Origin of the sequence: Kitasatospora sp. NPDC048407, from assembly GCF_043200475.1 — a bacterium.
In the GTDB taxonomy this organism is placed as follows: domain Bacteria; phylum Actinomycetota; class Actinomycetes; order Streptomycetales; family Streptomycetaceae; genus Kitasatospora.
This window is the reverse complement of the sequence record NZ_JBICXW010000005.1, coordinates 322,270-340,858: the sequence shown is the minus strand read 5'-3', so window position 1 is coordinate 340,858 and position 18,589 is coordinate 322,270. Positions and strand designations below refer to the sequence as shown.

The 18,589-nt window shown below is 72.3% G+C and carries 25 protein-coding genes; 22 read left to right on the top strand and 3 right to left on the bottom strand.

Translation table 11 applies throughout. The features are described from left to right. Position 1 precedes the first annotated feature (1 nt). The 6 genes from hisB to hisF are packed head-to-tail and all read left to right on the top strand — an operon-like array spanning position 2 to position 3,342. Positions 2–595: an imidazoleglycerol-phosphate dehydratase HisB gene (gene hisB, locus ACGFWJ_RS13510; RefSeq protein WP_387645867.1), complete on the top strand. Its 594-nt coding sequence runs from the start codon at positions 2–4 to the stop codon at positions 593–595. Next, the gene (locus ACGFWJ_RS13505) at positions 595–738 is read left to right on the top strand and encodes a hypothetical protein (RefSeq protein WP_387645865.1); all 144 of its coding nucleotides are present in this window, start codon (positions 595–597) and stop codon (positions 736–738) included. Before hisB ends, ACGFWJ_RS13505 begins: the two co-directional genes overlap by 1 nt. Positions 739–750: 12 nt before the next feature. Continuing rightward, positions 751–1,386, top strand: coding sequence for an imidazole glycerol phosphate synthase subunit HisH (gene hisH, locus ACGFWJ_RS13500; RefSeq protein WP_387645862.1), 636 nt, complete (start codon positions 751–753; stop codon positions 1,384–1,386). A gap of 29 nt (positions 1,387–1,415) precedes the next feature. Then, positions 1,416–2,144 carry a bifunctional 1-(5-phosphoribosyl)-5-((5-phosphoribosylamino)methylideneamino)imidazole-4-carboxamide isomerase/phosphoribosylanthranilate isomerase PriA gene (gene priA, locus ACGFWJ_RS13495; RefSeq protein ID WP_392948632.1) on the top strand — a complete coding sequence of 243 codons (729 nt, stop codon included), beginning with the start codon at positions 1,416–1,418 and terminating at the stop codon, positions 2,142–2,144. Continuing rightward, a complete protein-coding gene (locus tag ACGFWJ_RS13490; protein ID WP_387863925.1) occupies positions 2,141–2,575 on the top strand; it encodes a RidA family protein in 435 nt (144 codons plus the stop codon). Before priA ends, ACGFWJ_RS13490 begins: the two co-directional genes overlap by 4 nt. Continuing rightward, the gene (hisF, locus tag ACGFWJ_RS13485; RefSeq protein ID WP_387645857.1) at positions 2,572–3,342 is read left to right on the top strand and encodes an imidazole glycerol phosphate synthase subunit HisF; all 771 of its coding nucleotides are present in this window, start codon (positions 2,572–2,574) and stop codon (positions 3,340–3,342) included. Before ACGFWJ_RS13490 ends, hisF begins: the two co-directional genes overlap by 4 nt. A 45-nt stretch (positions 3,343–3,387) precedes the next feature. On the opposite strand, the gene ACGFWJ_RS13480 is transcribed toward hisF, so the two are convergent. After that, entirely contained in the window at positions 3,388–4,026 is a 639-nt protein-coding gene (locus tag ACGFWJ_RS13480; protein ID WP_392948629.1) for a TIGR03085 family metal-binding protein, read from the bottom strand. Positions 4,027–4,102: 76 nt separating this feature from the next. Then, complete coding sequence (locus tag ACGFWJ_RS13475) at positions 4,103–4,573, bottom strand: hypothetical protein (RefSeq protein ID WP_392948626.1); 471 nt, start codon at positions 4,571–4,573, stop codon at positions 4,103–4,105. Between the two features lie 143 nt (positions 4,574–4,716). Here ACGFWJ_RS13475 and ACGFWJ_RS13470 point away from each other — a divergent pair, with 143 nt between their 5' ends. Next, a complete protein-coding gene (locus ACGFWJ_RS13470; RefSeq protein ID WP_387863922.1) occupies positions 4,717–5,031 on the top strand; it encodes a hypothetical protein in 315 nt (104 codons plus the stop codon). After that, entirely contained in the window at positions 5,031–6,746 is a 1,716-nt protein-coding gene (locus ACGFWJ_RS13465) for a WXG100 family type VII secretion target (RefSeq protein ID WP_392948623.1), read from the top strand. Before ACGFWJ_RS13470 ends, ACGFWJ_RS13465 begins: the two co-directional genes overlap by 1 nt. A 67-nt stretch (positions 6,747–6,813) precedes the next feature. Here ACGFWJ_RS13465 and ACGFWJ_RS13460 read toward each other — a convergent pair whose 3' ends face one another. Beyond that, positions 6,814–7,512, bottom strand: coding sequence for a hypothetical protein (locus ACGFWJ_RS13460; RefSeq protein WP_392948620.1), 699 nt, complete (start codon positions 7,510–7,512; stop codon positions 6,814–6,816). 109 nt (positions 7,513–7,621) lie between these two features. Here ACGFWJ_RS13460 and hisI point away from each other — a divergent pair, with 109 nt between their 5' ends. From hisI to ACGFWJ_RS13390, 14 genes are all read left to right on the top strand, one after another. Continuing rightward, entirely contained in the window at positions 7,622–7,996 is a 375-nt protein-coding gene (gene hisI, locus ACGFWJ_RS13455) for a phosphoribosyl-AMP cyclohydrolase (protein ID WP_387645842.1), read from the top strand. A 41-nt stretch (positions 7,997–8,037) separates the two neighbouring features. Then, the gene (locus ACGFWJ_RS13450; RefSeq protein ID WP_387645840.1) at positions 8,038–9,540 is read left to right on the top strand and encodes an anthranilate synthase component I; all 1,503 of its coding nucleotides are present in this window, start codon (positions 8,038–8,040) and stop codon (positions 9,538–9,540) included. A gap of 46 nt (positions 9,541–9,586) precedes the next feature. After that, a complete protein-coding gene (locus ACGFWJ_RS13445; RefSeq protein WP_392948617.1) occupies positions 9,587–10,192 on the top strand; it encodes a TIGR02234 family membrane protein in 606 nt (201 codons plus the stop codon). Between the two features lie 130 nt (positions 10,193–10,322). Then, positions 10,323–10,571, top strand: a complete 249-nt coding sequence (locus ACGFWJ_RS13440) for an HGxxPAAW family protein (protein WP_392948614.1) — start codon at positions 10,323–10,325, stop codon at positions 10,569–10,571. A gap of 91 nt (positions 10,572–10,662) precedes the next feature. Beyond that, positions 10,663–11,088, top strand: a complete 426-nt coding sequence (locus ACGFWJ_RS13435) for a DUF2752 domain-containing protein (protein ID WP_387645832.1) — start codon at positions 10,663–10,665, stop codon at positions 11,086–11,088. Between the two features lie 174 nt (positions 11,089–11,262). After that, positions 11,263–12,075 carry an indole-3-glycerol phosphate synthase TrpC gene (gene trpC, locus ACGFWJ_RS13430; RefSeq protein ID WP_387645829.1) on the top strand — a complete coding sequence of 271 codons (813 nt, stop codon included), beginning with the start codon at positions 11,263–11,265 and terminating at the stop codon, positions 12,073–12,075. 9 nt (positions 12,076–12,084) lie between these two features. After that, complete coding sequence (gene trpM / locus ACGFWJ_RS13425) at positions 12,085–12,234, top strand: tryptophan biosynthesis modulator TrpM (protein ID WP_360291891.1); 150 nt, start codon at positions 12,085–12,087, stop codon at positions 12,232–12,234. Between the two features lie 55 nt (positions 12,235–12,289). After that, entirely contained in the window at positions 12,290–13,522 is a 1,233-nt protein-coding gene (gene trpB / locus ACGFWJ_RS13420) for a tryptophan synthase subunit beta (protein WP_387645825.1), read from the top strand. Between the two features lie 2 nt (positions 13,523–13,524). Next, positions 13,525–14,334, top strand: coding sequence for a tryptophan synthase subunit alpha (gene trpA, locus ACGFWJ_RS13415; RefSeq protein ID WP_392948610.1), 810 nt, complete (start codon positions 13,525–13,527; stop codon positions 14,332–14,334). Between the two features lie 158 nt (positions 14,335–14,492). Beyond that, positions 14,493–14,663 (top strand): hypothetical protein, encoded by a 171-nt coding sequence (locus tag ACGFWJ_RS13410; protein WP_392948607.1) that lies wholly within the window; start codon positions 14,493–14,495, stop codon positions 14,661–14,663. Positions 14,664–14,792: 129 nt separating this feature from the next. Next, positions 14,793–15,305 carry a MauE/DoxX family redox-associated membrane protein gene (locus ACGFWJ_RS13405; RefSeq protein WP_392948605.1) on the top strand — a complete coding sequence of 171 codons (513 nt, stop codon included), beginning with the start codon at positions 14,793–14,795 and terminating at the stop codon, positions 15,303–15,305. 49 nt (positions 15,306–15,354) lie between these two features. Then, positions 15,355–16,227, top strand: a complete 873-nt coding sequence (locus tag ACGFWJ_RS13400; RefSeq protein WP_392948602.1) for a thioredoxin domain-containing protein — start codon at positions 15,355–15,357, stop codon at positions 16,225–16,227. 91 nt (positions 16,228–16,318) lie between these two features. Beyond that, positions 16,319–17,338 carry a prolipoprotein diacylglyceryl transferase gene (gene lgt / locus ACGFWJ_RS13395; RefSeq protein WP_392948600.1) on the top strand — a complete coding sequence of 340 codons (1,020 nt, stop codon included), beginning with the start codon at positions 16,319–16,321 and terminating at the stop codon, positions 17,336–17,338. Positions 17,339–17,526: 188 nt separating this feature from the next. Then, entirely contained in the window at positions 17,527–18,267 is a 741-nt protein-coding gene (locus tag ACGFWJ_RS13390; protein ID WP_387645812.1) for a VIT1/CCC1 transporter family protein, read from the top strand. Positions 18,268–18,589: the final 322 nt, after the last annotated feature.

The following is an 18,589-nucleotide window of genomic DNA, read 5'->3' as shown; positions in this document are numbered from 1 at the left end:
AATGTCCCGTATCGGCCGCGTCGAACGCACCACCAAGGAGACCTCCGTCCTGGTCGAGATCGACCTCGACGGAACCGGCAGGACGGACGTCTCCACGGGCGTCGGGTTCTACGACCACATGCTCGACCAGCTCGGCCGCCACGGCCTCTTCGACCTCACCGTGAAGACCGACGGCGACCTGCACATCGACACCCACCACACCATCGAGGACACCGCGCTCGCCCTCGGCGCCGCCTTCCGGCAGGCGCTCGGCGACAAGGTCGGCATCTACCGGTTCGGCAACTGCACCGTCCCGCTGGACGAGTCGCTGGCGCAGGTCACCGTCGACCTGTCGGGCCGCCCGTACCTGGTGCACACCGAGCCCGAGGGCATGGCCCCGATGATCGGCTCGTACGACACCACGATGACCCGGCACATCCTGGAGTCCTTCGTCGCGCAGGCCCAGATCGCCCTGCACGTGCACGTGCCGTACGGCCGCAACGCGCACCACATCGTGGAGTGCCAGTTCAAGGCGCTCGCCCGGGCGCTGCGCTACGCCTCCGAGCGGGACCCGCGCGCCGAAGGCATCCTCCCGTCCACGAAGGGTGCTCTCTGATGGCATCGGTAATGATCTTCCTCGGCCTCTTCTTCGCCGCCGGCGTCTACTCGTTCTGGAAGCAGGACAAGCCGAAGAGCGTGATCGTCGTCCTCGGCTTCGCCTCGGCCATGCTGCTGGCCGCCGGCATCCTGCGCTACTAGGAGTTTCGCGACATGAGCAAGAACGTGGTGGTGCTGGACTACGGCTCCGGCAACCTGCGCTCCGCCCAGCGCGCCGTCGAACGGACCGGCGCCAACGTCACCGTCACCTCCAACTTCCAGCAGGCGCTGGACGCGGACGGCCTGCTGGTGCCGGGCGTTGGAGCCTTCGAGGCGTGCATGCGCGGCCTGAAGGCGGTGCGCGGCGAGCAGATCATCGGCCGCCGGCTGGCCGGTGGCCGCCCGGTGCTGGGGATCTGCGTCGGCATGCAGATCCTGTTCGAGAAGGGTGTCGAGCACGGCATCGAGACCGAGGGCTGCGACGAGTGGCCCGGCGTGGTCGAGCCGCTGGACGCGCCGGTCGTCCCGCACATGGGCTGGAACACCGTCGACGCCGCCGCGGACAGCCGGATGTTCGCCGGGATGGACGCCGACACCCGGTTCTACTTCGTGCACTCCTACGGCGTGCGGCACTGGCTGCTGGAGACCCACTCCGAGAAGATCCGCGCCCCCAAGGTGACCTGGGCCACCCACGGGCAGCCGTTCGTCGCCGCGGTGGAGAACGGCCCGCTGTGGGCCACCCAGTTCCACCCCGAGAAGTCCGGCGACGCCGGCGCCGCCCTGCTGACCAACTGGGTCGACACCCTCTGACGCCCTCCGACTTGGGAGACCAACGGATCATGACCAACCGCCTCGAACTGCTGCCCGCCGTCGACGTCCGCGACGGGCAGGCCGTCCGCCTGGTCAAGGGCGCCTCCGGCACCGAGACCTCCTTCGGCGAGCCGCTCGCCGCCGCCCTGGCCTGGCAGAACGCCGGCGCCGAGTGGCTGCACCTGGTCGACCTGGACGCCGCGTTCGGCACCGGCAGCAACCGCGACCTGCTCCGCGAGGTCACCGGCCGGCTCGACATCAAGGTCGAGCTGTCCGGCGGCATCCGCGACGACGAGTCGCTGGCCGCCGCGCTCGCCACCGGTTGCACCCGGGTCAACCTCGGCACCGCCGCCCTGGAGAGCCCCAAGTGGGTCGCCAAGGTGATCGCCGAGCACGGCGACAAGATCGCCGTCGGCCTCGACGTGGTCGGCACCACCCTGCGCGGCCGCGGCTGGACCCGCGACGGCGGCCAGCTGTTCGACGTCCTGGCCCGCCTGGACTCCGAGGGCTGCGCCCGCTACGTGGTCACCGACGTCAACCGCGACGGCACCCTGACCGGCCCCAACCTCCAGCTGCTGCGCGACGTCTGCGCCGCCACCGACCGCCCCGTGGTCGCCTCCGGCGGCGTGTCGTCGCTGGACGACCTGCGCGCGATCGCCACCCTGGTGCCGGAGGGCGTCGAGGGCTCGATCGTCGGCAAGGCCCTCTACGAGCAGAAGTTCACCCTCGAAGAGGCCCTGGAGGCTGTGTCCCGATGACCGACGAAACCCCGGCCGCCGACGCCCCCCAGTCCGAAGCGTCCTCCCGGGAGGACGCGTACGGACACTCCCGGGCAGTGGTGGCCGGGGACTTCGTCCTGGTCGCGGGCTGCACCGCCTTCGACGACAAGGTCGCCCTGGTCGAGGGCGACCCGTACGAGCAGACGATCGCCGCCTTCAAGGTGGCCTTCGAGGCGCTCGACCGCTACGGACTCACCGCCGCCGACGTGGTCCGCACCCGGATGTACCTCACCCACGTCCGGGACTGCGACGAGGTCGGCCGCGCCCACAAGGAACTCTTCGACCAGGTCCGGCCGGTCACCACGATGGTGGTCGTGCAGGGCCTGACCGACTCCCGGATGATGGTCGAGGTCGAGCTGGAGGCCCACCGCCCCGGCCTGGCCCGCACTTTGGAAGGCAAGCAGCCGTGACACTCGCAGTACGCGTGATCCCCTGTCTGGACGTGGACGCCGGACGCGTCGTCAAGGGCGTCAACTTCCAGAACCTGCGCGACGCCGGCGACCCGGTCGAACTCGCCAAGCTCTACGACGCCCAGGGCGCCGACGAGTTGACCTTCCTCGACATCACCGCCTCGTCCGGCTCCCGGGAGACCACCTACGACGTGGTCCGCCGCACCGCCGAGCAGGTGTTCATCCCGCTCACCGTCGGCGGCGGCGTGCGCACCACCGAGGACGTCGACAAGCTGCTGCGGGCCGGCGCGGACAAGGTCGGCGTCAACACCGCGGCGATCGCCCGCCCCGAACTGATCCGCGAGATCGCCCGGCGCTTCGGCCGCCAGGTGCTGGTCCTGTCGGTGGACGCCCGGCGCTGCCCCGAGGGCACCCAGACCGCCTCCGGCTTCGAGGTCACCACCCACGGCGGCCGCCAGGGCACCGGCCTGGACGCCGTCGAATGGGCGGTGCGGGCCGCCGAACTCGGCGCCGGCGAGATCCTGCTGAACTCGATGGACGCCGACGGCACCAAGGACGGCTACGACCTGGAGATGATCGGCGCCGTCCGAAAGGCCGTCTCGCTGCCCGTCATCGCCTCCGGCGGGGCCGGCAAGCTCGCCGACTTCGCACCCGCCGTCGACGCCGGCGCCGACGCCGTGCTCGCCGCCAGCGTCTTCCACTTCGGCGACCTGACGATCGGCCAGGTCAAGGACGAACTCCGGACCACCGGCCACCCCGTCCGCTGACGCAGCGGCGCCCCCACCGGCCCGGTGGGGGCGTCGAACGGTTCGTCAGCTCTCCGGCAGCGGCAGCGCCTCGGCCAGCTCGGCGACCGCCTCCGGCTCGCCCTGCACCGTCACCGCCGCCTTCGCGCCGCGTCCGAACAGGAACAGCACCAGCTCGCCCGGCTCCCCGGTCACCGTCACCAGGGGCCGCTCCCCGCGACGGATCGTCACCTCCCGGCCGTCCGGCCGCGCCAGCCGCAGCGAGACCGCCGGGCGCGATTCGCCCAGCCGGGCCGCCATCGGGACCCGCCGCCACAGCGCCTCCGCCAGTTCGGCCGACACCGGCTCCGGTTCGAACGGGACCGCCCGGCGGACGTCCTCCGCGTGCACGAAGTACTCCAGCAGGTTCGCCGCCTCGTCCACACCCGGCAGGTTGAACGGCGAGAACGCCGGCGGCCCCGAGCGGAAAGACTTCACCAACTGCTCGTACGGGCGCCTCGCCGCGCGGTCCTGCACCCGCCGAGTCCACCTCGCCAGCGCGTGCACCTTGATCCCGGCCGCCGCGTCCGGCCGGCCCTCCCGCACCACCAGATGGGCCGCCAGATCCCTGGTCAGCCACCCCCCGCACAAGGTCGGCCCGTCCGGGCCGGCCGCCGACAACAATCCGGTAAGACGGGCACGCTCGGCCCGTGCAAGGCTCGACATGCCGCACAGCCTACGCAGCAGGTCGGGCCTTGAACGTTGGCGCGCACGTGATCCTGCACGCACTTGACGGGTGGGGTCAGGCCTTGAAGGTCAGGGCGCAGGTGATGCCGCGGAACCCCTGCTGGTAGAACTCCAGCGGCAGGCCGACCGAGGTGGCGTGGCGCGGGCCGTCGGCGGTGCGCTGGAGGGCCTGCGTCGTCGGGGCCTTGCACAGCTCGGTCAGGGTGCGGAAGATCGCCGGGAGGTCGGCCAGGCCGTCCGGCAGGTCCGCGTTGGCGATCGCCTCGGCGTCGTGCGGCTGGTCGCAGGGGACGGCGGTGGGCTGCTGCACCTTGCTGAGCCGCGGGACCTGGAAACACGTGCCCGGGGTGAAGTACGGGTACGGAATTTCCTTGGTCGGACTCGGTGAAGGTGCCGGGGAGGAACTGGGGGGAGGCGGTGGAGCGGCGGCCGGGCGGTGCGGCTCGGGCCACAGCAGGACGGCGGCCAGGGCCGCCAGAAGGACCGCCACCACCGCAGTCAGGACCGTCTTCTGTCGCCCACTCATGCCAACCCCCTGGTTCCACCGCCATTGTGATGGTTCGGCGATGGGCGCGGCAGTGCTTTTCGGACATCTGTTTGCGAAGCCTTTGCCTGTGAATCAGTAGGATGACCGGCCAGTTGAAAGGTCGCCGAGGGAGGGCAACTGTCATGGGGGACGGCGGATTTCGGGTCGAACCGGGCGCACTCGATCGATATGCGTCACTGCTTGCCGAGCAGTCCGAACTGCTGAGCAGGATCGCGTCGGCCACCGCCGCGATCACCATCTCGTCCAACGCCTTCGGGCACCTGCCGAACGCCCAGCACCTGGCTTCGGCGTACCAGGAGCACGCGAACGCCAACAAGGAGAACGTCGGCGTGCTCGGCAACGCCGTCAACAACACCTCCGAGGGGCTGGCGGGCGTCTCGCAGAACTACATGGACCACGAGGACCACGTGGTGCGCACGATGGGCGGTGGCATGTAATGGCGAACCGTTCCTCCAACAACAACAGGGTCTCGACCCCCGCCCCGTCGCGCCGGATCACGCCGCCCCCGCCGCCCCCGCCGCGCCCGGCCCCGCAGCCGTCGCGCCCGCCGGTGTCGCAGACGCCGGAGATCCGGCACCCGCAGCAGCCGCAGGCGCCGCAGGCGCCGCACATGCCCCCGCCGCAGGTGCCGCACGTGCCGCAGCAGCAGCAGCCGCCGCATCCGCAGCAGCCTCCGCAGGCGCCGAACCACCCGACGGGCGGCGATGACGGCGGCGCCGACGGGGTCGGGCCGATCGATCCGCGTGAGGGCTGGTTCAAGGGCAAGCTGAAGGGCACGGCCTCGACCATCCTCGACGGCCTGACCCAGCGCGGTACCGAGTGGGCCGGCGACCAGATCTTCGGCCCGAAGGACCCGCCGGCCGCCGAGCCGGGCGCCGGCGAGGGTGGCGGCGAGGGCGGCGGGGGTGCCTCCGGTGGGCCGGTCGGGCGGCCGGCGCCGGGTGATGGCTGGGAGGACCTCATTCCGCGCGGCCCCGGGCGGGACCCGGGCTACGACCCGGACCCGGGTTTCCACTTCGACCCGGGCCGCGGTGCCGGGGGTGGCGGCGGTATGTGGAGCGGCCCCTACCCCGTCGATCCGGGCAGCATGCCGGGCGGCCTGGGCGGAATGCTCGGTGCCAGTGACGCCTACGCCTGGGCGCACGCCCGGGTCGAGCAGGCGATGGCGCACCTGCCCCCGGCCGAGCACCCCGACCGCAACGGCCTGGGTGGCATGCTCGACGAGGCGGTCGAGTGGGCGCTGGAGCAGTCCGGCCTGATCGAGATGCTGGAGAAGGTCACCGGCAACCTCGCGGAGCTGAACGCGGCCGCCGAGGAGTGGCAGGCGCAGGCGCACGCCGTGCAGTCGGTCGCGACCGAGCTGCGGGGCGGCGCGGTGCCGCTCTCCGAGGCGTGGGCGGGCGGCGCCAGCGACGCGTTCGGCGGTCACATGGGCGAGGTCGCGGACGCGCTCGACCAGACCGCGCAGGGCATGCTGGAGACCGCGCAGATCATCAACTCGGCGGCGCAGGAGTGCGCGATGGCCGAGGGCATGGTGATCCAGATCATCAGCGAGGCGATCGAGGCGCTGATCGTGTCGCTGGCCGCCGAGGCGGTGATCGCGGTGTTCACCATGGGCATCGGCCTGATCGCGGACGCGCTGATCACCGAGGCGGAGATCGCCGTCTTCGTGGCCCGGGTGGGCCGGGTCTCGGCCCAGCTGGCGCAGAAGCTGGAGGCGCTGCTGAAGGCGCTGAAGGAGATGGGCCAGGCGGTGAAGGCGGTCCGCAACCTGAGCAGCGTCAGCCGGGCGCTGAAGCAGGTCAAGACCGTGAAGACCGCGGTCCAGGGCATGCGGGAGCTGGAGCAGGGCGAGGGGATGATCGCCAAGGCCGCCCAGCAGCTCGACGGCGAGGCCAGCAAGTGGGCCAACAACCAGTTCCGAGACCTGCTCGGCATCGAGGACGACGACCCGGTGCAGCGCGGCGACGGCACGGTCAAGGGCACTTTGAAGGCGGCCGGCCAGTCCGCGATGGCGGTCGGCAAGGAGGGCCTGAAGAGCCCCGTCAACAAGGAAGCGATCAAGCAGGAGCTCCTGCACGACGTGGGCCTGGCCAACGACCCGGCGCCGTACCGGGTGGACGAGTCGCGGATCGCGACCGCGTTCGGCTGACAGATGACCGAGGCCCCGCCGCCGTACCCGGGTACGGCGGCGGGGCCTCGTCGTGCGGTCCGTGCGGTCAGCGCCCGGCCGTCGCCGCGCGGAACGCCTCGCGCTCGGCCTCGTCCTCGAAGTCCAGGGCGATCCAGGAGCCGTCCGCGAACAGCAGGTCCTGGCGGGCGGCCCAGATGTCGTTCGGGGTGTCGGGGCGCAGCCACCAGCTGCCGAGCGGGAGTTCGTACATCGGGACGGCGCGGTAGTGCTGCTTGGCCTGCAGGAGGTCCCAGCGGCTGAGGATCAGCAGCCGGCGGTCCGTCAGCAGCACCGTGAAGTAGTCGTGGTCGGCCCGCAGCTTCTCGCCGGGCGTGGTCCGTACCGCCCGCCAGAACTGCCAGGCCGTCGAGCCCTCGTCGCCGCTCAGCGAGCCGCCGTGCATCGGCCGGCGGATCGCCCGGTAGGCGCGCCGGGTCAGCGACAGGCCGTACGGGCGCCGCAGGTGGATGTCCGGGGTGAACCAGAAGACGAACCAGCGCGGCAGGAAGTACAGCAGGAAGCCGTACCAGAGCCGCACGAAGAAGTTGTAGATCCACGCCAGCGGGGCGTGGCTCGCGGCGCGGACGGTGTCGCGGTCCCACCAGAGCGGTGCGAGGCGGTCCAGTTTCATCGCCCAGGTGCCGATCATCGGCTCGCCGGGGTAGAGGTGTTCGCCCGCCGTCCGCTGAAGCAGGTGGTGACCGAAGGCGACGGTCGGCAATGGTTGCGGCTGGTACTGACTCACCCGGCAAATCCCCCATCGTGCAGAGCAGTTCTGTTTTTCGTCGGGGGTCAAACTACCGCCCTGGCGGGGCCACCCGGGCCGGCCGGGCCCGCCTGCGAGAATGGACTGCATGTCGATCAACCCCGCCGCCCCCGGCAGCACCGCCCTGGACCCGGCGATCGCCGCCCGCCTCAAGCGCACCCCGGACGGTCTGGTGCCCGCCGTCGCCCAGCAGTACGACACCGGCGAGGTGCTGATGCTCGGGTGGATGGACGACGAGGCGCTGCACCGCACCCTGACCACCGGCCGCTGCACGTACTGGAGCCGCAGTCGCAACGAGTACTGGGTGAAGGGCGACACCTCCGGTCACTTCCAGCACGTCAAGCACGTCGCGCTGGACTGTGACGGCGACACCCTGCTGGTCAAGGTCGACCAGGTCGGCGCGGCCTGCCACACCGGCGAGCGGACCTGTTTCGACGCCGATGTGCTGCCGCTGTCCCGCTAGCCTGTTCCCGACCACCCGCTCTCTCATCTGATCGGTGCCCCATGGAACTTGAGGCTTTCCGCGCGCTCGCCGCAGACACCCGGGTCATTCCCGTCACCCGCCGGCTCCTCGCGGACGGCCTCACCCCGATCGGCGTGTACCGCAGCCTGGCGGCCGAGCGGCCCGGCACCTTCCTGCTGGAGTCCGCCGAGCAGGGCAGCTGGACCAGGTACTCGTTCGTCGGGGTGCGCTCCGGCGCCGTTCTGACGGTCGGCCAGGACGGCGGCGCGCGCTGGCTGGGCGAACCGCCGGTCGGCATCCCGACCTCCGGCGACCCGCTGGAGGTGCTGCGTGCCACGCTGGCCGCCCTGCACACCCCCCGGCACCCGGACGACGGCCTGCCGCCGCTCACCGGCGGCCTGGTCGGCTACCTCGGCTACGACGTGGTCCGCCGCCTGGAGAACCTGCCGAACCTCACCCCGGACGACCTGCGGCTGCCCGAGCTGACCATGCTGCTGGCCACCGACCTGGCCGTGCTCGACCACGCGTCCGGCACCGTGCTGCTGATCGCCAACGCCGTCAACCACAACGACCTGGCCACCGGCGTGGACGAGGCGTACGCCGACGCGGTGGCCCGGCTGGACGCGATGGAGGCCGACCTGCGCCGCCCCGTCGACCCGGGCCTGGCGACCTGGACGCCGACCGAGGTGGACGCGCACTCGCCGTTCGGCGGCGAGCCCTACCGCAAGGCGGTGGAGGTGGTGAAGGAGCGGATCCGGGCCGGCGAGGCGTTCCAGGTGGTGCCCTCGCAGCGCTTCGAGGCCCCCTGCGAGGCGTCCGCGCTGGACGTCTACCGGGTTCTGCGCACCACCAACCCCAGCCCGTACATGTACCTGTTCCGCTTCCCCGGCCCGGACGGCGGCGCGGAGGGCGGCTTCGACGTGGTCGGCTCCAGCCCGGAGGCGCTGGTCAAGGTCGCCGAGGGCGAGGCGATGGTGCACCCGATCGCCGGGACCCGGCACCGCGGCGCCACCGCGCTGGAGGACGCCGAGCTGGCCGCCGAGCTGCTGGCCGACCCGAAGGAGCGGGCCGAGCACCTGATGCTGGTCGACCTGGGCCGCAACGACCTGGGCCGGGTCTGCGCGCCGGGCTCGGTCGAGGTGGTGGAGTTCATGGCGGTCGAGCGCTACAGCCACGTGATGCACATCGTCTCCACCGTCACCGGCAAGGTCGCCGAGGGCCGCAGCGCGCTCGACGTGCTCACCGCCTGCTTCCCGGCCGGCACGCTGTCCGGTGCGCCCAAGCCCCGCGCCATGCAGATCATCGAGGAGCTGGAGCCGACCCGGCGCGGCCTGTACGGCGGCTGCGTCGGCTACCTGGACTTCGCCGGGGACTCGGACACCGCGATCGCGATCCGCACCGCGGTGATCCGCGGCGGCACCGCGTACGTGCAGGCCGGGGCGGGCGTGGTCGCCGATTCCGACCCGCACGCCGAGGACACCGAGTGCCGCAACAAGGCCACCGCGGTGCTGCGGGCGGTCGCCGCCGCGAACACGCTGCGCTGACCGACCCGGCAGCGGGCCGCCGCGTGCGGTCGGGGACACTGGTCGGGTGAGTGAGACCCCCGCTGCATCCAAGTCCCGTGGCCCCCTCGCGCTGATGCTGCTGCTGACCGCGCTCGGCGCCACCCTGCTGCTGACCTCCGTCGGCCGCACTTGGGCGGAGGGGGTGGTGGCGGGCACGGACGGCGGCCGGATCGCGGTGCACGCCTCCGGCAGCACGCTGACCGGCCTGCCGACCGGCATGGCGCTGGTGGCGATGGCCGCCGCCGTCGCGGTGTTCGCGGTGCGCGGCCGGGCCCGGATGCTGGTGGGCGCGCTGACGGCACTGGCGGGCGTGGGCGCGGTCGCCGGGGCGGTGATCGGCCGCACCGACACCGCGGGCCTGCACGCCGCCGCGGCCGGGCAGCTCGGGCTGACCAGCGGCCACGCCGAGCAGATCACCCGCACCGGCTGGCCGTGGGTGGCGCTGGCGGGCGGCCTGCTGCTGGTCGTGGCGGGCGCGCTGACCGTGTGCTTCGGCCGCAACTGGCCCGCGATGGGCTCCCGTTACGAGGCCCCGACCCGCAGCCGTCCGGCCGGGAAGACCCCGGCGGGCGCCAACAGTCCCGCTGACCTGTGGAAGGCGCTGGACCGCGGCGAGGACCCCACCGGCTGAGTGTGCTCGGCACCACGGTGGCCCCCGCTTGGGGACGCCGTGTTCGGCCCGGCACAATGGGGGTGTCAACCCGTCGAGCGCCGCCCAGGACCGCCCGAGCGGGGCCCAGGTAGAACAAGGAGCAGCATCAATGGCTTCAGCAGCGCACGGCCACACTCCCGCCGCGTGGACCGGCGTGGTCATTTCCTTCGTCGGTTTCTGCGTGGCCGGCGTGGCCATGATCATGCCGAGCGTCGTGCTGACCATCGCGGGCCTCGCCGTGGTCCTGATCGGTGGCGTCGTCGGCAAGGCGATGTCGATGGCAGGCATGGGCAAGCAGCCCAGCAAGAACTTCGCGCCGGCGCCCACCGAGGAGCGCAGCGCAGTCACCGCGGCCTGACCGCGGGACACGGTACGAACGGCGGGCCGCGCGCCCGCCGTTCGGCGTTTTCCGGCGCGTCCTCGGGGCCGGCCCGGGCACAATCGTGGCCGTGAACGCTCCCACTGCCGGCTTTGCGCCGCGCCGCCTGGTCCGCCCGCTGGCGGCGCTGGTCGCGGTGGCGATGCCCACCGCGTTCGTCGCCGCGGTCGACCCGAACACCCCCGGCCACTACCCGGTCTGCCCGGTGCTGCAGGCCACCGGCTGGTGGTGCCCCGGCTGCGGCGGGCTGCGCTGTGTGCACGCGCTGACCAGGGGCGAGCTGCTGACCGCCGCCCACGACAACCTGCTGGTGACGCTGCTGGCGCTGGCCGCGCTCGCGCTGTGGCTGCGCTGGACGGTGCGGGCGCTGCGCGGCCGCCCCGCCGGCTTCCGGCTGACCGGCCGGCAGACGGTCGTGCTGATGCTGGCGCTGGCCCTGTTCGCGGTGCTCCGCAACCTGCCGATCGGCGCCGGGCTCGCGCCCCCGGTGGTCTGAGCGAGTGCGCGCGGCGGTCCGGGGCAGGCCCTGAACGCGCGCCGGGCGGTCCGCCGATCGAGACGCACGCCGGTCGGATGCGGAGTGCGCCCCCGGGGCCCGATACCATCGAAAGGCCGGGGCCGTGCACCTGTGTCCCCGGCCACACCAGCGAAACATGATGGGGGCGCACGCGTGACTGTGCTCGACGAGATCATCGACGGGGTCCGGCAGGACCTCGCCGAGCGACAGGCCCGGACCTCCCTGGACGAGCTCAAGGAGCTCGCGGCGAAGGCACCCGCGGCGAAGGACGGCGTGGCCGCACTGCGCGGCGACGGTGTCCGGGTGATCTGCGAGGTCAAGCGCTCCAGCCCGTCCAAGGGCGCGCTGGCGGCGATCGCCGACCCGGCCGCGCTGGCGGTCGACTACGCGGCCGGCGGGGCCGCCGCGATCAGCGTGCTCACCGAGCAGCGCCGCTTCGGCGGCTCGCTGGCCGACCTGGACGCGGTGCGTGCCGCGGTCGAGACGCCGATCCTCCGCAAGGACTTCATCGTCACCGCCTACCAGCTGTGGGAGGCCCGCGCGCACGGCGCGGACCTGGCGCTGCTGATCGTTGCCGCGCTGGAGCAGCCGGCCCTGGTCTCGCTGATCGAGCGGGCCGAGTCGATCGGGCTGACCCCGCTGGTCGAGGTGCACGACGAGGAGGAGATCGCGCGCGCGGTGGACGCCGGCGCGAAGATCATCGGCGTCAACGCCCGCAACCTGAAGACCCTCGAGGTCGACCGGAACACCTTCGGCAACGTGGTGGACGCCATCCCGGCGCACATCGTCAAGGTCGCCGAGTCCGGGGTGCGCGGCCCGCACGACCTGATCACCTACGCCAACCAGGGCGCCGACGCGGTGCTGGTCGGCGAGTCCCTGGTGACCGGCCGCGACCCGCGCACCGCGGTCGCCGACCTGGTCGCCGCCGGGGCGCACCCGGCGCTGCGCAACAACGGGCGGGGCTGACCCTCCGCCATGTCGATCGCCACCCGCCTCGCTCCCGGCTGCCGCCCGCGCGGCTGCCGCGCGCCCGCACGCCGGGCGCTGGGGCGGCGGGTGCGCTACGTGATCGGCTGCGAGCCCGGACAGGTCCCCGGACGTCGATGGCGCGGAACCTGCGGCTGAGCACACGCCGCCCGTTCCATTTGCACGCCGTCAACTTCCAGACAGAGGACTGTCCATGTCCGAGCTCAACGTTCCGGGTACCCAAGTCCCGGACGCTCGCGGTTACTTCGGCGCCTACGGCGGCCGCTTCATCCCGGAGGCGCTGGTCGCCGCCGTCGAGCAGGTCGCCGAGGAGTACGAGAAGGCCAAGAACGACCCGGCGTTCGCCGCCGAACTCGACGCCCTGCTGAAGGACTACACCGGCCGGCCCAGCCCGCTGACCGACGTCCACCGGTTCTCCGCCGAGGCCGGCGGGGCGCGGGTGCTGCTCAAGCGCGAGGACCTGAACCACACCGGCTCGCACAAGATCAACAACGTGCTGGGGCAGGCGCTGCTGACCCGCCGGATGGGCAAGACCCGGATCATCGCCGAGACCGGCGCCGGCCAGCACGGCGTGGCCACCGCCACCGCCTGCGCGCTGTTCGGCTTCGACTGCACCATCTACATGGGCGAGGTCGACACCCAGCGGCAGGCCCTGAACGTCGCCCGGATGCGGATGCTGGGCGCCGAGGTGATCCCGGTCAAGTCCGGCAGCCGCACCCTGAAGGACGCCATCAACGAGGCGTTCCGCGACTGGGTCGCCAACGTCGACTCCACCCACTACCTGTTCGGCACCGTCGCGGGCCCGCACCCGTTCCCGATGATGGTGCGCGACTTCCACCGCGTCATCGGCATCGAGGCCCGCCAGCAGGTGCTGGACCGCACCGGGCGGCTGCCCGACGCGGTGGTCGCCTGCGTCGGCGGCGGCTCCAACGCGATGGGCATCTTCCACGAGTTCATCCCGGACGCGGGCGTGCGCCTGATCGGCTGCGAGGCGGCCGGCGACGGCGCCGACACCCCCAAGCACGCCGCCACCCTGACCAAGGGCGACCCGGGCGTGCTGCACGGCTCGCGCACCTACGTCCTGCAGGACGAGGACGGCCAGACCATCGAGTCGCACTCGATCTCGGCCGGCCTGGACTACCCGGGCGTCGGCCCCGAGCACGCCTGGCTGAAGGACACCGGACGGGCCGAGTACCGTCCGGTCACCGACCGCGCCGCGATGGAGGCGCTGCGGCTGCTGTCCCGCACCGAGGGCATCATCCCGGCCATCGAGTCCGCGCACGCCCTGGCCGGCGCGCTCGAACTCGGCCGCGAGCTGGGCCCGGAGGCGACCATCCTGGTCTCGCTCTCCGGCCGCGGCGACAAGGACATGCACACCGCAGCCGAGTACTTCGGCCTCTACGACGACGCCGAGGGGACCAACTGACCATGGCCGACACCAAGCTCACCACCGCCCTCGCCGCCGCCAAGGCCGAGGGCCGGGCCGCCCTGATCGGCTACCTGCCGGCCGGCTTCCCGACCGTCGACGGCGGCATCGCCGCGATCAACGCGCTGATCGAGGGCGGCTGCGACGTCGTCGAGGTCGGCCTGCCGCACTCCGACCCGGTGCTGGACGGCGCGGTCATCCAGACCGCCGACGACATCGCGCTGCGCGGCGGCGTCAAGATCAAGGACGTGCTGCGCACCGTCGCCGAGGTCTCCGCCGCCCACCCGGCCGTGCCGGTGCTGGTGATGACCTACTGGAACCCGGTGGACCGCTACGGCGTCGCCCGGTTCGCCGCCGACCTGGCCGCGGCCGGGGGAGCGGGCTGCATCCTGCCAGACCTGCCGGTCGAGGAGTCGGTGGAGTGGCGCAAGGCCGCCGCGGAGCACGGTCTGGACACCGTGTTCGTGGTCGCCCCGTCCTCCAAGGACGCTCGCCTGGCCGAGGTCACCGCGGCCGGCTCCGGCTTCGTCTACGCCGCCGCCGTGATGGGTGTCACCGGCACCCGGGCCGCGGTCGGCAACCTGGCCGAGGACCTGGTGGCCCGCACCCGCGCCACCACCGCGCTGCCGGTCTGCGTCGGCCTGGGCGTCTCCAACGCCGACCAGGCCGCCGAGGTCGCGGCCTTCGCGGACGGCGTGATCGTCGGCTCCGCGTTCGTGCAGCGCCTGCTGGACGCCGCCGAGCCGGCGGCCGGCCTGGCCGCCGTCCGGGCGCTGGCCGCCGACCTGGCGTCGGGCGTGCGCCGCAAGTAGCGCTCGAGGCCGAGAGCCGTCCTGGGAGCATCCCCGGGCGGCTCTTCGCCGTTCTCGGGCCGCCACCTGATCGGGTGAACTGTCCGGGCCGCGCGGTGATCTTGTCGAGGTTCAGGCCGTTGAACCCGCCGACGGCCGGTCGGCGAAAGGGCGTGCGGATGGCGCGGGTGCACAAGGCGGTCCTGCTGCGGGCGCTGGCGGCCGTCCTGGCGCTGGCCGCCGCGCTGGCCGGAACCGGCGGCGTGGAACGGGAGTTGGCGCGCCGGGGTGCGGAGCGGGCGGTGGTGTGCCGGCAGGCGGGGGCGGAGTGCGGGCCGGTGGGGCGATGATCCGAATAATCGGACGTATGACCGCATAGCGTCACTCATCCGGCGTAACTGGCGAATATGGAGGAACCGCACCCCATCCCCTACGGTTCATCAGGCAGGAAACGGTGGAGCGCGCCCGAGGGGGAACTGATGGCCAGTCAGCAGGCCGAACACGACCGGGTGAGCGGGTTTCGCCGGGTGGTGGACGGTTCGGCGGCGGAGTGGTTCGGGCTGGTGGTGCGGCTGGGTCTGGCCGTGGTGTGGGGCTGGGCCGGACTGGCGAAGGTCTCCGACCCGGCGGAGGCGGCGCAGGCCGTACGGGCCTACCAGATCCTGCCGGAGTCACTGGTGAAGCCGGTCGGCTGGGGGCTGCCGTTCCTGGAACTGGCGCTGGCGGTGCTGCTGGTGCTCGGCCTCGGCACCCGGGTCGTCGCGGTGATCTCCGCGACGCTGCTGGTGCTGTTCATCGCCGGCATCTCCTCCGTCTGGGCGCGCGGCATCTCGATCGACTGCGGCTGCTTCGGCGGCGGCGGCGCGGTGAGCGAGGCGCAGACCAAGTACGTCCAGGAGATCCTCCGCGACACCGGTTTCCTGCTGATGTCGGCATGGCTGATCTTCCGCCCCCGCACCAAGCTCTCGGCGGACGCCTGGCTGGCCGCCTGACCGTACCCCGTCCCGCAGCACTCATCCGAAGAGAACCGATCCCTGGACCATGGCAGAGCACCTCATGAGCGAGAAGAACGAAGAAGGCAAGCGCAGCGCCCGTGAGCGGATGCTGGAGGAACGGGTCGAACAGGAGGCCCGGGCGAAGCGGAAGAAGAAGCTGATCGTCGGCGGCGCGGTGATCGCCGTGATCGCCGCCGCCGTGGTGGTCGGCGTGGTGGTGCAGAACAACCGCTCCAAGCCGGAGACGCCGACCGCCGCCCCCGCGGGCACCATCGGCGACAAGAACCTGATCATCCCGGTCGGATCCGCCAACGCCCCGTCCACCCTCACCGTCTACGAGGACCCGCGCTGCCCGGCCTGCGGCGGCTTCGAGCGCGCCTTCTCGCCGACCATCGACCAGCTGGAAGACGCCGGCAAGATCTTCGTCAACTACCACATCGTCTCGTTCATCGACCGCTCGCTGGGCGGCAACGGCTCCAAGTACGGCGCCAACGCGCTGGGCTGCGCGCAGAACGCCGGGCACTTCCGGGACTACCACGACGTGCTGTACCGCAACCAGCCCGGCGAGACCGAGGACACCTTCGGCAGCAAGCAGACCCTGATCGACCTGGGCAAGCAGGTGCCGGGCCTGGACAACGCCGAGTTCCAGTCCTGCGTCAACACCAACAAGTTCGGCGGCTGGGTCTCCGCCGTGCAGCAGGACTTCGACAAGTCCAGCTTCAAGTCGACGCCCACGGTGCTGCTCAACGGCGAACCGATCTACCCGAAGAAGGGCGACGAGCAGATCAGCACCGACAACCTGGTGAAGTGGGTGGACCAGGCCAACCAGGGCAAGCAGTTGGGCACCCCCGGCTCGCACGGGCAGAGCCCCGCGCCGACCTCGACCGCCGGCGAGTCCAACAACACGCCCTCGCCCTGATCGCTCGAAGGCTCGACCGGGAGGCTTGACGTTTCCGTGACCCGTTCCGGTGCCGGTGCGGCGGGCGGGACACGGTAGCGTCGAGGGTGTCATGGATCTCGCATACATTCCGAGCCCGTCGCGGGGCGTCCTCTATCTAGGACCCATCCCGCTGCGCGCCTACGCGTTCTGCATCATCATCGGTGTCGTCGTGGCCGTGTGGCTCGGCAGCAGGCGCTGGGTCGCCCGCGGCGGCGGCAAGCACACGGTCGGCGACATCGCCGTCTGGGCGGTGCCGTTCGGCCTGGTCGGCGGTCGGCTGTACCACGTCATCACGGACAACCAGCTGTACTTCGGTGAGGGCAAGCACCCGATCGACGCGCTGAAGATCTGGCAGGGCGGCCTCGGCATCTGGGGTGCCGTCGCGCTCGGCGCGGTCGGCGCCTGGATCGGCGCCCGCCGCCGCGGCGTCCCGCTGCCCGCCTGGGCCGACGCGGTCGCCCCCGGCCTCGCGCTCGCCCAGGCCATCGGCCGCTGGGGCAACTGGTTCAACCAGGAGCTGTACGGCAAGCCCACCACGCTGCCCTGGGGCCTGGAGATCGACAAGACCCTGCCGAACGGCGAGGTCGTCACGGGCACCTACCACCCGACCTTCCTGTACGAGTCGCTCTGGTGCGTGCTGGTCGCGGTGCTGGTGATCTGGGCCGACAAGCGCTTCACCCTCGGCCACGGCCGGGCCTTCGCGCTGTACGTCGCGCTCTACACGCCGGGCCGGTTCTGGACCGAGTGGCTGCGGATCGACGAGGCGCACCGCTTCTTCGGCCTGCGGCTGAACGACTGGACGGCGATCGCCCTCTTCATCGGCGCGGTGGTCTACCTGGTGATCTCCGCGCGGCTGCGGCCCGGCCGCGAGGACCCGGACGAGATCGACCCGGCTGCCACCCTGGAGCGCGCCGAGGCGGCGGCCCGGGAGGCCGGGGCGGAGCCGGTCGCGGACGCGGCGCCCGGCAAGGGCAAGGGCGAGGGCGGTCCGAAGGACGGCGACGGAACTGCCGAGGACGCCGCGGACTCCGAGGATTCCGCGGACCACAAGGGCGTCAAGAGCGCCAAGGATTCCGAAAAGTCTTCCTGAGCACGTGAGTTGACCCCGTTGGGGCCGCCCCTGCCGCAGTCGGCGGGGGCGGCCCCAACTGCCTTTGGGCAGGCTTACTTTGCTGGAAAGTCGCAGGTCAAACGGCTAGTTTCGAGGGGCACCAGCAGCCCTGGCCGGAACATGCGCCCCGGGGGGCCTTCGCCGTGCCCGGAAGGGGAGCCGCAAGCATGAGCACCATCACCGCCGACCAGCACATCGACAGCCCGCAGCCCCGGATTCCCGCCGACGGCCACCACCGGGACGTCAACGGCGGCTGGCTGCGGCCGGCCGTGTTCGGCGCGGTGGACGGCCTGGTGTCGAACTTCGCGCTGATGACCGGCGTGGTCGGCGGGGCCGCCGAACCGAGCACCGTGGTGCTGACCGGACTGGCCGGACTGGCGGCCGGCGCGTTCTCGATGGCCGTGGGCGAGTACACCTCGGTGGCCTCCCAGCGCGAGCTGGTGGAGGCCGAGCTGGAGGCCGAGCGGATCGAGCTGAAGCGCAACCCGCAGGGCGAGCTGGCCGAGCTGGCCCAGCTGTACGTGGCCAAGGGCGTCGACCCGGAGCTGGCCATGGAGGTCGCCCGCCAGCTGTCCGCCGACCCGGACACCCTGCTCGCCGTGCACGCCCGCGAGGAGCTCGGGGTGGACCCGGAGGACCTGCCCTCGCCGCTGGTCGCCGCCGGCTCCTCGTTCGCCTGCTTCGCGCTCGGCGCGCTGCTGCCCGTGCTGCCCTACCTGCTGGGCGCCACCGCGCTGTGGCCGGCCGCGCTGCTGGCGATGCTCGGCCTGTTCGTCTGCGGTGCGGCGGTGGCCCGGGTGACCGCCCGCACCTGGTGGTTCAGCGGCCTGCGCCAGCTGGCGCTGGGTGGCGCGGCGGCGGTCGTCACCTTCCTGCTGGGCCGCTTGATCGGCGGGGCGATCGGCTGACCGGGCCTCCGGACAGGCCTGTACGAACACCCAGACCTCTGCATGTTTATGCAGGGGTCTGGGTGATGTTGCACACATGGGCACGGGCTGCTCCCTTGCCCTAGTCTCAACATCCGGTCGCCGACCCGCACAATCCCAACCGTGGTCGGCGTCTCGGTCGGGGAATCCCAGGTCAACCTCTGGCAAAGGTCGTTCCGGGGGCGTTTCGCCCCTGTTTCGTCCCTCTCGACCCCGGGCACACTGGTGTGGACGCGCGACGCTGCGCCTACCCCCCAGCCGCCCCGTGACCTGGGGTCGAGTCCGCGATGCGGACGCAGAATCC